Genomic DNA, 13750 nt, shown 5'->3' with positions numbered 1-13750 from the left:
GCATCCAGGGGGGCCAAACAACGACAAGGAGCGAGTCATGTGGTTAGCCGCAATACAACTGGTGTCAGGCCGTCACTGGCAGGACAACCGGGCACGGATTGACGCCGAGCTGGCGGCCCTGCCGGCACGGCGTCCCCTGCTGGCCCTGCTGCCGGAGAACTTCGCCCTGTTCGGCGAGCGCCAGGGTTATCTGGACGGTGCCGAGACGATAGGGGAAGGCCCCATCCAGCAGCAGCTGGCCGCCTGGGCCAGGGAGCACGGGATCTGGCTGGTGGCCGGGGCCATGCCGACCCGGATCCCGGGGTCGGACCATATCCACACCAGCTCCCTGGTGTTCGACCCCAGCGGTGAGCTCAGGGGTCACTACCACAAGATCCACCTGTTCGACGTGGACGTGGCGGACAATCACGGCCGCTACCGGGAGTCCGAGACCTTCAGCCCTGGCGAGGTACCTGTGCTGGTAGACTCCCCCCTTGGTCCCCTCGGCCTGTCGATCTGTTATGATCTGCGCTTTCCCGAGCTGTACCGCCAGCTGGCCCGGGCCGGCGCCCGGGTGCTGCTGGTGCCTGCCGCCTTCACCGCCGTGACCGGCGAGGCACACTGGGAGCCGCTGCTGCGGGCCCGCGCCATCGAGAACCAGTGCTATGTGGTGGCCGCCAACCAGGGGGGCACCCACGAGACGGGACGTCAGACCTGGGGCCACAGCATGGTGATCGACCCCTGGGGCCGGGTGCTGGCGTGTCGGGAGACCGGACAGGGCACAGTGCTGGCGCAGATGGATGCCGGCCTTGTCGAGGAGTTGAAGCGCACCATGCCGGTGCTGGATCATGCCCGCCTGCTGTGAACCTGCGGCCGTGGATTTAACCGTTACGACATCTCGCATGAGAGTGGAGAGAAAGATTTGAGTCTATTGAGCCAGGTTAGTGCCGCATTGTTGGCCCCGAACGACCTCGACGAAGGGCGCCTGCAGCAGCTGCTCGGCAGCCTGATGAGCCATGAGGTGGAGTTCGGCGACCTCTATTTCCAGCGCAGCTGGCACGAGTCCTGGATGCTGGAGGACGGCATCGTCAAGGACGGCAGCTACAACATCGATCAGGGGGTGGGGGTACGCGCCGTCAGCGGCGAGAAGACCGGCTTCGCCTACTCGGACGAGCTGAGCCTGCTGGCGCTGCAGCAGTCGGTGACCGCCGCCCGCGGCATCGCCGCCGCCGGTGCGCAGGGCAAGGTGAAGGCCTGGGCCAGAACCGAAGCGAACCTGCTCTATCCGGCCATGGACCCCCTGCAGACCCTCGACAAGCAGCAGAAGATCGCCCTGCTGGAGCAGATGGACAGGTTCGCCAGAAGTCTGGATCCCGCCATCAATCAGGTGATGGCCTCCATCAGCGGTGTCTACGAGGAGATCCTGGTGGCTGCCACCGACGGCACCCTGGCCGCCGACGTGCGCCCCCTGGTGCGCCTGTCGGTGACCGTCATTGCCGAGAAGGGGGATCGCCGGGAGCGCGGCAGCGCCGGCGGCGGTGGCCGCTTCGGCTACGATTATTTCCTCGAACTGGATGGCCTCGAGAGTCGGGCGTTTGGCTATGTACGCGAGGCGGTGCGCCAGGCCCTGGTGAACCTGGAAGCCATCGACGCCCCGGCCGGCACCATGCCGGTGGTGCTCGGCGCCGGCTGGCCCGGCGTGCTGCTGCACGAGGCGGTGGGCCACGGTCTGGAGGGGGACTTCAACCGCAAGGGCTCCTCCGCCTTCGCCGGCCGCATCGGCGAGCAGGTCGCCTCCAGACACTGCACCATAGTCGACGACGGCACCCTGCCGGGTCGACGCGGCTCCGTCTCCATCGATGACGAGGGGACGCCGGGCGGCTACAACGTCCTGATCGAGAACGGCATCCTCAAGGGCTATCTGCAGGACAAGCAGAACGCCCGCCTGATGGGGGTGCCGCTCACCGGCAACGGCCGCCGCGAATCCTACGCCGCCCTGCCGATGCCGCGCATGACCAACACCTACATGCTGGCAGGCCAGTATGATCCGGCGGAGATCATCGCCTCGGTGAAGAAGGGGATCTATGCCCCCAACTTCGGCGGCGGCCAGGTGGACATCACCTCCGGCAAGTTCGTCTTCTCCGCCTCCGAGGCCTACCTCATCGAAGACGGCAGGATCACCGCCCCCATCAAGGGCGCGACCCTGATCGGCAACGGCCCAGAGGCCATGAGCCAGGTCTCCATGGTGGGCCACGACCTCGCCCTGGATCGCGGGGTGGGGGTCTGCGGCAAGGAGGGGCAGAGCGTGCCGGTCGGCGTCGGCCAGCCGACCCTCAAGCTGGATCAACTGACCGTGGGTGGCACCCAGTAAGGCTCACTCGCCCTCTCGAACCCCGGCCCGGTGCCGGGGTTTTTTATTGGCCGGAGAAAAGGCAACAAAAAGCCCCGGACAGGGCCGGGGCTGGTGAAGGGGGCTCGGATCAGTTGACCGAGATGGCGCGGGCGTCGATGAAGAACCGGGCGTGGCCCTGGGCATCCACCCTTATCTGGGCAACCAGACGATCCTTCTGCTTGAACTCCCACCTCGTCTTGATCCGGGTCAGGGCGGGGCTGGCGGCCCCGACCACGTTCAGATATTCATGAAACAGGCTGTAGCTTCCAATCTCGGTCAGCATCTTTTCCATTTGCATATCTCCTCAAGTGACGGGGTCTGCGTCAGTCAGGCTAACGGCGACCCTCTGAACCCTGCCTGTACAAAAATCAGACTACCTCACCTGTGGGTGGGCAACATGATCGGGCGCAAGATCCAGGGCGATTCTCGAGACGGATGACAGCGTTTTCAGTCAGGGCTGGCGCGGCAGGGAGAGATGATCCAGGGTGCCGGCGCCGGCCTGGGGCGAGGCGGGGGACGTCTGCGGTGCCGGGGCGCCGTGGAACACGGGATCCTGGGCCACCTCCTTGACGCCGTTGATGCAGAACTGCATGCCCATGCACACCAGCAGGAAACCCATGATCCGGGTCATGGCGTCGATCCCGGTGGCGCCGAGGATCTTGCACACCGGATCCGCGAGCTTGAGCACGCCCCAACTGATGAGGCTCATCAGGGCGAAGGCGGTCACCATGGCGGCATAGATGACGAAGCGGTCGGCCTCCGCCGGCAGCTCGGCTATCTGGGCCGCACCGCTGATCACCAGGGCCATGGTACCGGGCCCGCACATGCTGGGCATGGTGAGCGGCACGAAGGCGATGCTCTGGTTGGTATCGACGCCGGCGGCCTGGCTCGGCGCAGGGAACAGCATGCGAAAGCCGATGAAGGCGATGATGAGGCCACCGGCCAGGCGCAGCCCCGGGATGGAGATCCCGAACAGATCCAGGATGGAGGATCCGATGAAGAAGCTGACGCAGAGGGTGGCGAACAGATAGATGGCGGCCATGTTGATCTGGCGGCGTATGTGCTCGCGGGACATCCCCTTGCTCAGACCCAGCAGCAGGGTGGCCGTGGTGGGGGGGTTGACCATGGGCAGCAGGGCCAGCAAGGCGATGAAGACGACCTGGAAGAACATCGTGTACCTCGGGGTGGTTGGCAAACAACAGGGCCAGACGGGGGTCTGGCCTCAAGGGGGGGCTACTCTATGGGAGCCCGGCTGAATATAGCCGGAATGAAGGAGCCCCGACAGTGCGGGGCCCCATGGTGATCAGGCGGTTTGTGGCGTGACCTGACGCTGACCGCGCTGGCGCAGCCAGAGCCAGAGGCCCAGTACGAAGCCGAGGCCGGCCAGGCTGACCACATAGTGGGACGGGGCCAGCACGTCGCTCTTCATCCAGAGGGTGACCAGCATGGGCGTCAGGCCGCCGAAGATGGCGTAGGCCACGTTGTAGGAGAAGGACAGGCCGGAGAAGCGCACCACCGCCGGGAAGGCGTTGACCATGACGTAGGGCACGGCGCCGACTATCCCCACCGCGAAGCCGGCCAGCATGTAGAGCGGCACCAGCTGCGCCATGCCGGCCGCCAGGCCGTGGTAGAAGGCGTAGGTCGATCCCGCCAGCAGCAGGGAGCCCAGCACGAAGGTGGGGCCGCTGCCGAGGGCGTCGATCAGGCGGCCGTAGAAGATGCAGCCCAGGGTGAGCGCGACTATGGCCAGGGAGTTGGCGGTCAGGGCATCGGCGGGGCTGATGCCGTGGACCTTCTGCAGATAGGTCGGGGTCATCAGGATCACCACAACGATCCCGGCGGAGAGCAGCCAGGTCAGCAGCATGGAGACGATGACGCTGCCCTTGTGCTCGCGCAGCACCGTCTTGAGCGGCAGCTCCTCTGCCAGCGACTTGTTGGCCTGCATCTCGGCAAAGACCGGGGTCTCGTGCAGCCAGCGGCGCAGGTACATGGCGACGATGCCGAACACGCCGCCGAGCACGAAGGCCAGGCGCCAGCCCCAGTCGCTCACGTCGTCCGGGCTCATGCCGCGGTTGATGGCGGTGGCCACCAGGGAGCCGAGCAGGATGCCGGCGGTCAGGCCCGCCGTGAGGGTGCCGCAGGCGACGCCGACCCGGCGGGCGGGGACGTGCTCGGCCACGAAGACCCAGGCCCCAGGCACTTCACCGCCGATGGCGGCTCCCTGCAGGATCCGCAGCAGCAGCAACAACAGGGGGGCGGCGATGCCGAGCACGGCATAGGTGGGCAGCAGGCCGATCAGCAGGGTCGGCAGGGCCATCAGGATGATGCTGAGGGTGAACATCCGCTTGCGGCCGATGAGATCGCCGAAGTGGGCCATGATGATGCCGCCGAGCGGGCGGGCCAGGTAGCCGGCGGCGAAGATGCCGAAGGTCTGGAACTGGCGCAGCCACTCGGGAATGTCCGCCGGGAAGAAGAGCTCGCCGATGACCACGGCGAAGAAGACGAAGATGATGAAGTCGTAGAATTCGAGGGCGCCGCCCAGCGCGGCCAGGCTCAGGGTCTTGTAATCCTGTCGGTTGAGGGGGCGACAGTGGTCGTGCGATGTGCTGACTGTACTCATATCCTTATGTTTCCCATCGTTTTTTTAGTTATTCTCCCCCAGGCTCTGCGGGGATACGCTCGATCACGAGGGTATGCTTTTGTGTCCCGCGATGTAAATCGCACAATTCGCAACACTGTCTTGCAGCATCCTGGTGCAACGAGACAGGAGAGCGGCTGACGGCGAGCGGCCATTGGCCCGGGACGACACAGTGGGAGAAACCATGACCAAGACCAAAGTGCTGCTCTCCTGGAGCAGCGGCAAGGACAGCGCCTGGGCGCTGCACAGATTGCGGCAGGATCCGGCCATCGAGGTGGTGGGCCTGTTCACCACCCTCAATCAGGCATTCGAGCGGGTCGCCATGCACGGGGTGCGCAAGAGTTTGCTGGCGCGGCAGGCCCAGTGCGTGGGATTGCCGCTGATGACCATCGACCTGCCCTGGCCCTGCAGCAACGAGGAGTACGGCCGCATCATGACCGGCTTTATCAGGGAGGTGATGGCCCGGGGGATCCGCCATATGGCGTTTGGCGATCTCTTCCTCGAGGAGGTGCGCGCCTACCGGGAGCGCCAGCTCGCGGGAACCGGCATCACGCCGCTGTTCCCGCTCTGGGGCAGCGACACGACCGAGCTGGCGCAGCAGATGATGGCGGCCGGGCTCAGGGCCAGGGTCTGCACCCTCGACCCCAAGACGCTGGACATGAGCCTGGGGGGACACGAGTTCGATGAGGCCCTGCTGGCCGCCCTGCCCGCCGGGGTGGACCCCTGCGGCGAAAACGGCGAGTTCCACACCCTGGCCTGGGACGGCCCCATGTTCCAGCGGCCCCTGGCCATCCGGGTGGGGGAGACTGTGCTGAGGGACGGCTTCGTCTTCACCGATCTGCTGGCGGACGAGATCGCCTGAGGCGGGCCGCCAGCGCCCAGAGAAAGGGCCGGATCCTCGGGGATCCGGCCCTGTCGTTGCCGTGTGTCAGCGGGCGGCGAAGGTGTCGCAACTGGCGGGCTTGCCGCTGTCAAAGCCGCGTTTGAACCAGGCGAGGCGCTGGGCCGAGGTGCCGTGGGTGAAGCTGTCGGGCACTACCCGGCCCTGACCCTGCTGTTGCAACCTGTCGTCGCCGATGGCCTGGGCGGCGTTGAGCGCCTCTTCCAGATCGCCGCGCTCCAGCACCTGCTCTTTTTCCATGTAGTGGCCCCAGACCCCGGCGAAGCAGTCCGCCTGCAGTTCGAGCCTGACCGACAACCGGTTCTGGGCCACCTGGCTCAGCCCCTGTTGTTGCTGGCGCACCCTGGTGGAGATGCCGAGCAGGTGCTGCACGTGGTGGCCCACCTCGTGGGCGATCACATAGCCCTGGGCGAAGTCGCCGTCGGCCCTCAGCTTGTCGCGCATGTCCTGATAGAAGGAGAGATCGATGTAGACGGAGCCGTCCGCCGGACAGTAGAAGGGCCCCATCACCGACTGGCCCTGGCCGCACCCGGTGCGGGTCGCCCCGCGATAGAGCACCAGCTTGGGGGCCTGATAGTGGTTGCCGCTTTGCTGGAAGATCTCGCCCCAGGCATCCTCCGTGGAGGCGAGCATCACCGAGGTGAAGCGGGCGAGGGGGTCGCTGGCGGCCTGGGACGGGTTCTGACGCTGGGGATGGCTCTGCGGGGCCGGCTCGTCGAGCAGGGGGCTCAGGTCAACGCCGTAGTAACCCGCGACCATGACCACGACCAGCAGGACGAGGCGCCCCTTGCCGCCGATGGGCAGGCCGCCGCCCCCGCCCTGCTGGCGCCTGTCTTCCACGTTGTTGCTCTCACGGCGATCTTGCCAGCGCATATCCCCATACTCCCGTCATCTTTGGTGGCAGTAATGATAATGGCGGGTCCCGCGCCTTGCCTAACCAGGGGCCTTATTCGGCCCAGGGCATCTCGGGCAGGCTGTCGAGAAACTCGCCGTAGCGGGCGAGGTTGAAGGGGCCCTGATCGGCCTCCATGGCCATGAGTTCGGCGCCCAGGGCGCAGGCGATGTATTGCAGCGCCTCTTCCCTCGGGGTGCCCTTCATCACCAGCCGCATCAGGGTGGCTTTCACCTGCAGGGGATGGCCGTCGGCGAGCTGGTTTTCCACCATCTCCAGCAGCGTCGCTTCATCAAAAAATTCGGTGGTGTCCGTCATGGTGGTGTCCTGTCTGTTGCATGGGGTTGTCATGGGGTGGGCAGTATAGCGGGGACGCCTGCCGTCGGGGCAGAAATGTCTGCCCGGATCTTGCCAAGATCGGGCGACGGGGGCAGTCTGGGTGACCCGTTTTTGTCAACAGAGCCCCTGTCATGATCCTCTCCGAGCGCCTGGAACTGCGCGAACTGACCACTGCCGATGCCCCCTTCATTCTCGAACTGCTCAACGACGGCGACTTCCACCGCTGGATCGGCGATCGCGGGGTGCGTACCCGGGACGATGCCGAGAACTACATCCAGCAGGGGCCGGCGGTCAGCTATGCCCGCCACGGTCACGGCCTCTATCTGGTGGCCAGGCGCAGCGACGGGGCCAGGCTCGGCATCTGCGGTCTCATCAAGCGCGACACCCTGCCGTGCGAGGACATCGGCTACGCCTTCCTGCCGGCCTGGCGCGGACAGGGCTATGCCCTGGAGGCGGCGCGGGCGGCGCTGAAGGATGGTCGCGAGCGGCTCGGCATCGAGCGGGTGGTGGCCATCGTCACCCCGGGCAACGAGCGCTCGGTCCGGCTACTGGCCAAGCTGGGGCTGAGTCAGGGCAAGCGGGTCAGGCTGGGGGAGAGCGAGGAGGAGTGCCTGCTGCTGGAGGCGCCGGATAAGGCGCCCTGCCGGGTCTAGGTCTGGGCAAGGGAGGCCGCCGTGAGCTGCGGCCTGTCTGCATCGGACACTGCCGTCAGGCAGGGTCAGTTGAGCTCTTCGATGGAGAACTCGCCGGCGATGCCATCGCAGGAGATGGCGAAGCCGCCGCTGAAGCGGGTGCTGAACTGGATCAGAAACGCATCATAGTCGTGTTCTTGCACGGGCAGGTTGATGGGCTTGCTGCGACGCAGGGGTTTGCGGATTTGTACGTGTTTCATCATGGTATTTCTCTATATAAATTAAGTGTTTGCTCCTTGTGTTGGCAAATGTCAGGTCGATGGGCGCGGTCAGCGTTCTGGCTGACGGGCGCGCAGGAATACCCAGCCCGGATAAGGGGCGTCTGCACTTTCAAGGAAGGCGCCAAGACCTATGCGACATGCATAGACCAATGGATGGGCAGATCGGGTCTGCACCGTGAGAGCCGGGCAACGCAGGCAGACAGCCTGAACGGTTCTCAAGGCGAGTAAATCAGAGGGAGGTTATGTAGGTACTGGCAGGATTCATCGTGAGGTGAAGCATTGCGAACATAATCAGGGCTGATTGACTAGCCGGCGCGCATTCTCTCTTCAAAATGCATAAAAAGCAAACACTCATTGTGCTGCCATCCAGCATTCCCTCATTTTTCACTGTCGCGGTGACGACAAAAGGGCTCCAGAGGGAGCCCTTTGTGCCTTGTCTGTCAGGGGATGCGGGCGACTCAGGCGTCGCCGCAGGCCCTCTTGGCGGCGGTGATCATGGGGGTGATGGTCATGCCCTGTACCACGATGGAGAACATCACCACCGAGTAGGTCATCACCAGGATCACTTCCCGCAGGTCGACGCCGTGCTCCGGCAGCACCATGACGCCGGAGGGCAGCGCCAGGGCCATGGCCATGGCCAGGCCGCCGCGCAGGCCGCCCCAGGTCAGGATACGCACCGAGAAGGTGTTGTAGCTGCGATAGCGGCGGAAGGCCACGTAGGGCAGGGAGACGCTGATGAAGCGGGCGGCCAGGCAGAGCGGCACCGCGATGACCAGCAGGATCCAGTCTTGCCAGGCGAGATCCAGCAGCACCAGGGCCAGGCCGATCAGCAGGAACAGCAGGGCGTTGAGGAACTGGTCCATCAACTCCCAGAAGTGATCCAGGTGGTGGCTGCTCTGCTCGGAGAAGCCGCTGTGGCGGGTCCAGTTGCCGATCATGATGCCGGTCACCACCATGGCCAGGGCGCCGGAGACGCCGATCATGTTGGCGAAGGCGAAGCCCGCGGTGGGGATGCAGAGGGTCAGCAGCAGCTCCAGGGAGCCGTCGTCGGTGGCGCTGATCATCACGTGGGCGATGAGGCCCAGCACGGCACCGAACAGGATGCCGCCGAGGGCCTCATGCAGGAACAGGCCGGCCACGCTGGTGAAGGTGGGCTCGACACCGCCAAAGGCCACGGCAAACACGGTGGCGAAGATCACCAGGCCGACCCCGTCGTTGAACAGGGATTCCCCCTCGATCTGGATGGCGATCTGGGGTGGCGCCTTCATCTTCTTGACGATGGCCAGCACGGCGATGGGGTCGGTGGGGGAGATCAGGGCACCGAACAGCATGCAGTAGACCAGCGGCAGCTCCCAGCCCAGCAGCCTGGCGATGAACCAGAAGCCGTAGCCGATGATGAAGGTGGAGAGCAGGGTCGCCACTATGGAGAGAATGGTGATCTCCCACTTCTGGCTGCGCAATGCCTTGAGGTTGATGCCAAGGCCACCGGCGAACAGCAGGAAGCCCAGGATCCCCTTCAGCAGGAAGTTCTGGAAGTCGATGCTCTCCATGGTCTCGACGGCCAGAGGTTCCAGGTTGAACCATCCCAACTTACCAAACAGCACCATCAGGGCGGAGATCAGCATGGATCCCGCGGTGATGGCGATGGTGGTCTGGATCTTCACAACATACTGGTTGGCAAAGGCGATGAAGATCGCCAGGGCTGCCAGGAAGCAGAGTGTGTAGTAGACGCTCATAGTTATTTTTTCTCTTTAGTAAACAGCAAGCACGTATCCCTATTGAGGACGGGCATAGGGTACTCCCGGGCTAGTGCCCGCTCATTACCTATTTATGGTTATATTTAATCGCCGATACGGACAGATAGACGGCTAGATTTCCATTTAATTTGATTGCTGCTAGGATGGGCATCACGCAGTTGCATGGATGTAAGGGGTACGAGCGGTGTCGAGCAGAGAGTCGAACAAGAAAGCGGATGTCACAACCAGGCTGGAAGCCTGTCTCAGGGAGCGGATCCTGATCATCGACGGGGCCATGGGCACCATGATCCAGGGCTACAAGCTCGGCGAGTCGGACTATAGAGGCGAGCGGTTTGCGAACTGGCATACCGACATCAAGGGCAACAACGACCTGCTGGTGCTGAGCCGTCCCGCCGTCATTCGCGAGATCCACGACCAGTACTGCGCCGCCGGTGCCGACATCCTCGAGACCAACACCTTCAACGCCACCCGCATCGCCATGGCCGACTACGAGATGGAAGCGCTCTCGGCCGAGATCAACCGGGAGGCGGCCCGCCTGGCCCGCGCCGTGGCGGACGAGTGGACGGCCAAGGATCCGGCGAAACCGCGCTTTGTGGCAGGGGTCCTGGGTCCCACCAACCGCACCGCCTCCATCTCGCCGGACGTGAACGACCCGGGCAAGCGCAACGTCACCTATGACGAGCTGGTGGCCGCCTACACCGAATCGACTCATGCCCTGATCGAGGGGGGGGCCGACCTCATCCTGATTGAGACCATCTTCGATACCCTCAACGCCAAGGCGGCCGCCTTCGCGGTGGACCTGGTGTTCGAGGAGCTGGGCTACAGCCTGCCGGTGATGATCTCCGGCACCATCACGGACGCCTCCGGCCGCACCCTCTCGGGCCAGACCACGGAAGCCTTCTACCATTCCCTTCGCCACGTGAAGCCCATCTCCTTCGGCCTCAACTGTGCGCTCGGCCCGGACGAGCTGCGCCAGTACGTGGAGGAGTTGTCCCGCATCAGCGAGACCCATGTCAGCGCCCACCCCAACGCCGGCCTGCCCAATGCCTTCGGCGAGTACGATCTCGACGCGGTCGAGATGGCGGAGCATATCCGCGAGTGGGCCCAGAGCGGCTTCCTCAACCTGGTGGGCGGCTGCTGCGGTACCACCCCGACCCACATCCGCGCCATGGCGGACGCCGTCGCCGGCATCAAGCCCCGCGCCTTGCCGGATCTGCCGGTGGCCTGTCGCCTGTCGGGCCTGGAGCCCCTCATCATCACCCCCGAATCCATGTTCGTGAACGTGGGGGAACGGACCAACGTCACCGGCTCGGCCAAGTTCAAGCGCTTGATAAAAGAAGGGCTCTACGACGAGGCCCTGGACGTGGCCAAGCAGCAGGTGGAGAACGGCGCCCAGATCATCGACATCAACATGGACGAGGGGATGCTGGACGCCGAGGTGGCCATGGTGCGCTTCCTGAACCTGATCGCCGGGGAACCGGACATCGCCCGGGTGCCTGTGATGATCGACTCCTCCAAGTGGGAGGTGCTGGAGGCGGGTCTCAAGTGCGTGCAGGGCAAGCCCGTGGTCAACTCCATCTCCATGAAGGAGGGGGAGGAGAAGTTCATCGAGCAGGCGAAACTGCTGCGCCGCTATGGCGCCGCCGTCATCGTGATGGCGTTCGACGAGGTGGGCCAGGCCGACACCCGGGCCCGCAAGTTCGAGATCTGCCAGCGCGCCTACCGGATCCTGGTGGACCGCGTCGGCTTCCCGCCGGAAGACATCATCTTCGACCCCAACATCTTCGCGGTGGCGACCGGCATCGACGAGCACAACAACTACGCGGTGGACTTTATCGAGGCGGTCGGCGACATAAAACGCAACCTGCCCCACGCCATGATCTCCGGCGGCGTCTCCAACGTCTCCTTCTCCTTCCGTGGCAACGAGCCGGTGCGCGAGGCCATCCACGCCGTCTTCCTCTACCACGCCATCAGGAACGGCATGGACATGGGGATAGTCAACGCGGGCCAGCTCGCCATCTACGAGGACATCCCGGCGGAGCTGAAAGAGAAGGTGGAGGCTGTGGTGCTGAACCTCAATCCCGACGCCACCGAGGCGCTGCTGGCCATCGCCGAGAAGTATCGCGGCGCGGGGGCCCAGGCCGAGGATCCGCGGGATCAGGCGTGGCGAGGCTGGCCGGTGGGCAAGCGGCTCGAACACGCCCTGGTCAAGGGGATCACCGATTTCATCGAGGAGGATACCGAGGAGGCGCGTGCCCAGGCCGAGAAGCCGCTGCACGTCATCGAGGGGCCGCTGATGGACGGCATGAACGTGGTGGGCGATCTGTTCGGCGCCGGCAAGATGTTCCTGCCCCAGGTGGTGAAGTCGGCTCGGGTGATGAAGCGGGCGGTGGCCTACCTGCAACCCTACATAGAGGCGGAGAAGTCCGGCGGTTCCAGCAACGGCAAAATCGTGCTGGCCACCGTCAAGGGCGACGTGCACGACATCGGCAAGAACATCGTCGGGGTGGTGCTGCAGTGCAACAACTTCGAGATCGTGGATCTCGGTGTCATGGTCTCCTGCGAGACCATCCTCAAGACGGCGCGGGAAGTGGGGGCCGACATCATCGGCCTGTCGGGCCTTATCACCCCGTCGCTGGACGAGATGGTGCACGTGGCGAAGGAGATGGAGCGTCAGGGTTTCAAGCTGCCCCTGCTCATCGGCGGTGCCACCACCTCCAAGGCCCACACCGCGGTGAAGATAGAGCAGAACTACTCCGAGCCCGTGGTCTATGTCTCCAACGCCTCCCGCGCCGTGGGGGTGGCCCAGAGCCTGCTGAGCCCCGAGCTCAAGCCCGCCTTCGTCGCCCGCATCGACAAGGAGTACGAGATCGCCCGGGATCAGCATGCCCGCAAGCAGCCGCGCTCCAAGCCGGTCTCCCTGGCCCATGCCCGTGCCAACCGCCACCAGCTGGACTGGGTGGGTTATGAGCCCCCGGCGCCCCGGGAGCCCGGCGTGCAGACCTTCGAGAACGTGCCCATCTCGGTGCTGCGCCCCTACATCGACTGGACGCCGTTCTTCCTCAGCTGGGAGCTGGCGGGCAAGTTCCCCCGCATTCTGGAGGATGAAGTCGTGGGGGAGGAGGCGACGCGCCTCTACGCCGACGCCAACGCCATGCTGGATCGGCTGGAGAAGGATCGGAGCGTGCGCTGCGCCGGCATCATCGGCCTGTTCCCGGCCAATGCCGTGGGGGACAGCATCGAGGTCTACACCGACGAGACCCGCACCCAGGTGCGCAAGGTGCTGCACCACCTGCGCCAGCAGAGCGAGAAGCAGGGCTTCCCCAACTACTGTCTGGCAGACTATGTGGCCCCGAAGGAGAGCGGCAAGCCCGACTGGATCGGCGCCTTCGCGGTGACCGGCGGCATCGGCGAGGAGGCCATCGCCAAGGCCTACAAGGCGGACCACGACGACTACAACGCCATCCTCATCCAGGCTGTGTGCGACCGCCTGGCCGAGGCCTTTGCCGAATACCTGCACGAGCAGGTGCGCAAAGTGCACTGGGGCTATGCCCCGGACGAGGCGCTCTCCAACGAGGAGCTGATCCGCGAGAACTATCGGGGCATCCGTCCGGCGCCGGGTTACCCGGCCTGCCCGGAGCACACCGAGAAGGGGAGCATCTGGGAGCTGCTGGACGTGGAGCAGGCCATCGGCATGCAGCTCACCGAGTCCTACGCCATGTGGCCGGGGGCGGCGGTGTCGGGCTGGTACTTCTCCCACCCCGAGAGCAAATACTTCGCCGTGGCCCAGATCCAGCCGGACCAGGTGGAAGACTATGCCCAGCGCAAGGGCATGACCCTGGCAGAAGCCGAGCGCTGGCTGGGGCCGAACCTGCACTGAGGCGTGGCAACCGGGTCAATCCAGATTGATCTTTGACGAACAACGGCGGCATCCTGTGC

12 protein-coding genes are annotated in these 13750 nt (G+C 65.0%); 5 read left to right on the top strand and 7 right to left on the bottom strand.

Annotation, left to right across the window (positions count from 1 at the left end; all coding sequences use genetic code 11):
* Positions 1–37 precede the first annotated feature (37 nt).
* On the top strand, positions 38–844 hold the full coding sequence (locus tag AB5Y72_RS12230; RefSeq protein WP_216991199.1) for a carbon-nitrogen hydrolase family protein: 807 nt from the start codon (positions 38–40) through the stop codon (positions 842–844).
* 57 nt (positions 845–901) lie between these two features.
* On the top strand, positions 902–2350 hold the full coding sequence (tldD, locus tag AB5Y72_RS12225; RefSeq protein ID WP_216991198.1) for a metalloprotease TldD: 1449 nt from the start codon (positions 902–904) through the stop codon (positions 2348–2350).
* Positions 2351–2459: 109 nt separating this feature from the next.
* Here tldD and AB5Y72_RS12220 read toward each other — a convergent pair whose 3' ends face one another.
* The 3 genes from AB5Y72_RS12220 to AB5Y72_RS12210 form a co-directional block, all read right to left on the bottom strand.
* Complete coding sequence (locus AB5Y72_RS12220) at positions 2460–2663, bottom strand: hypothetical protein (RefSeq protein ID WP_042077957.1); 204 nt, start codon at positions 2661–2663, stop codon at positions 2460–2462.
* A 159-nt stretch (positions 2664–2822) separates the two neighbouring features.
* Complete coding sequence (locus AB5Y72_RS12215; RefSeq protein WP_325783451.1) at positions 2823–3542, bottom strand: MarC family NAAT transporter; 720 nt, start codon at positions 3540–3542, stop codon at positions 2823–2825.
* A gap of 132 nt (positions 3543–3674) precedes the next feature.
* Positions 3675–4991, bottom strand: coding sequence for an MFS transporter (locus tag AB5Y72_RS12210; RefSeq protein WP_325783452.1), 1317 nt, complete (start codon positions 4989–4991; stop codon positions 3675–3677).
* Positions 4992–5193: 202 nt separating this feature from the next.
* On the opposite strand from AB5Y72_RS12210, the gene AB5Y72_RS12205 reads away from it, so the two are divergent.
* Entirely contained in the window at positions 5194–5871 is a 678-nt protein-coding gene (locus AB5Y72_RS12205; protein ID WP_325783453.1) for an ATP-binding protein, read from the top strand.
* Positions 5872–5937: 66 nt separating this feature from the next.
* Here the strand turns inward: AB5Y72_RS12205 and AB5Y72_RS12200 are convergent, their stop codons facing one another.
* Entirely contained in the window at positions 5938–6783 is an 846-nt protein-coding gene (locus tag AB5Y72_RS12200) for a neutral zinc metallopeptidase (protein ID WP_325783454.1), read from the bottom strand.
* A gap of 73 nt (positions 6784–6856) precedes the next feature.
* Positions 6857–7120 carry a hypothetical protein gene (locus AB5Y72_RS12195; protein WP_042077947.1) on the bottom strand — a complete coding sequence of 88 codons (264 nt, stop codon included), beginning with the start codon at positions 7118–7120 and terminating at the stop codon, positions 6857–6859.
* A 152-nt stretch (positions 7121–7272) separates the two neighbouring features.
* On the opposite strand from AB5Y72_RS12195, the gene AB5Y72_RS12190 reads away from it, so the two are divergent.
* A complete protein-coding gene (locus AB5Y72_RS12190; protein WP_209793766.1) occupies positions 7273–7794 on the top strand; it encodes a GNAT family N-acetyltransferase in 522 nt (173 codons plus the stop codon).
* Positions 7795–7859: 65 nt separating this feature from the next.
* Here AB5Y72_RS12190 and AB5Y72_RS12185 read toward each other — a convergent pair whose 3' ends face one another.
* A complete protein-coding gene (locus AB5Y72_RS12185; protein ID WP_084202887.1) occupies positions 7860–8036 on the bottom strand; it encodes a hypothetical protein in 177 nt (58 codons plus the stop codon).
* Positions 8037–8512: 476 nt separating this feature from the next.
* Positions 8513–9790, bottom strand: a complete 1278-nt coding sequence (locus AB5Y72_RS12180; RefSeq protein ID WP_368199048.1) for a cation:proton antiporter — start codon at positions 9788–9790, stop codon at positions 8513–8515.
* Between the two features lie 205 nt (positions 9791–9995).
* On the opposite strand from AB5Y72_RS12180, the gene metH reads away from it, so the two are divergent.
* Positions 9996–13691, top strand: coding sequence for a methionine synthase (gene metH, locus AB5Y72_RS12175; protein ID WP_325783455.1), 3696 nt, complete (start codon positions 9996–9998; stop codon positions 13689–13691).
* Positions 13692–13750: the final 59 nt, after the last annotated feature.

Origin of the sequence: Aeromonas sp. R7-4, from assembly GCF_040908055.1 — a bacterium.
In the GTDB taxonomy this organism is placed as follows: domain Bacteria; phylum Pseudomonadota; class Gammaproteobacteria; order Enterobacterales; family Aeromonadaceae; genus Aeromonas; species Aeromonas sanarellii.
The sequence above is the reverse complement of the archived record's forward strand: the minus strand, read 5'-3'. Positions and strand labels throughout refer to the sequence as shown.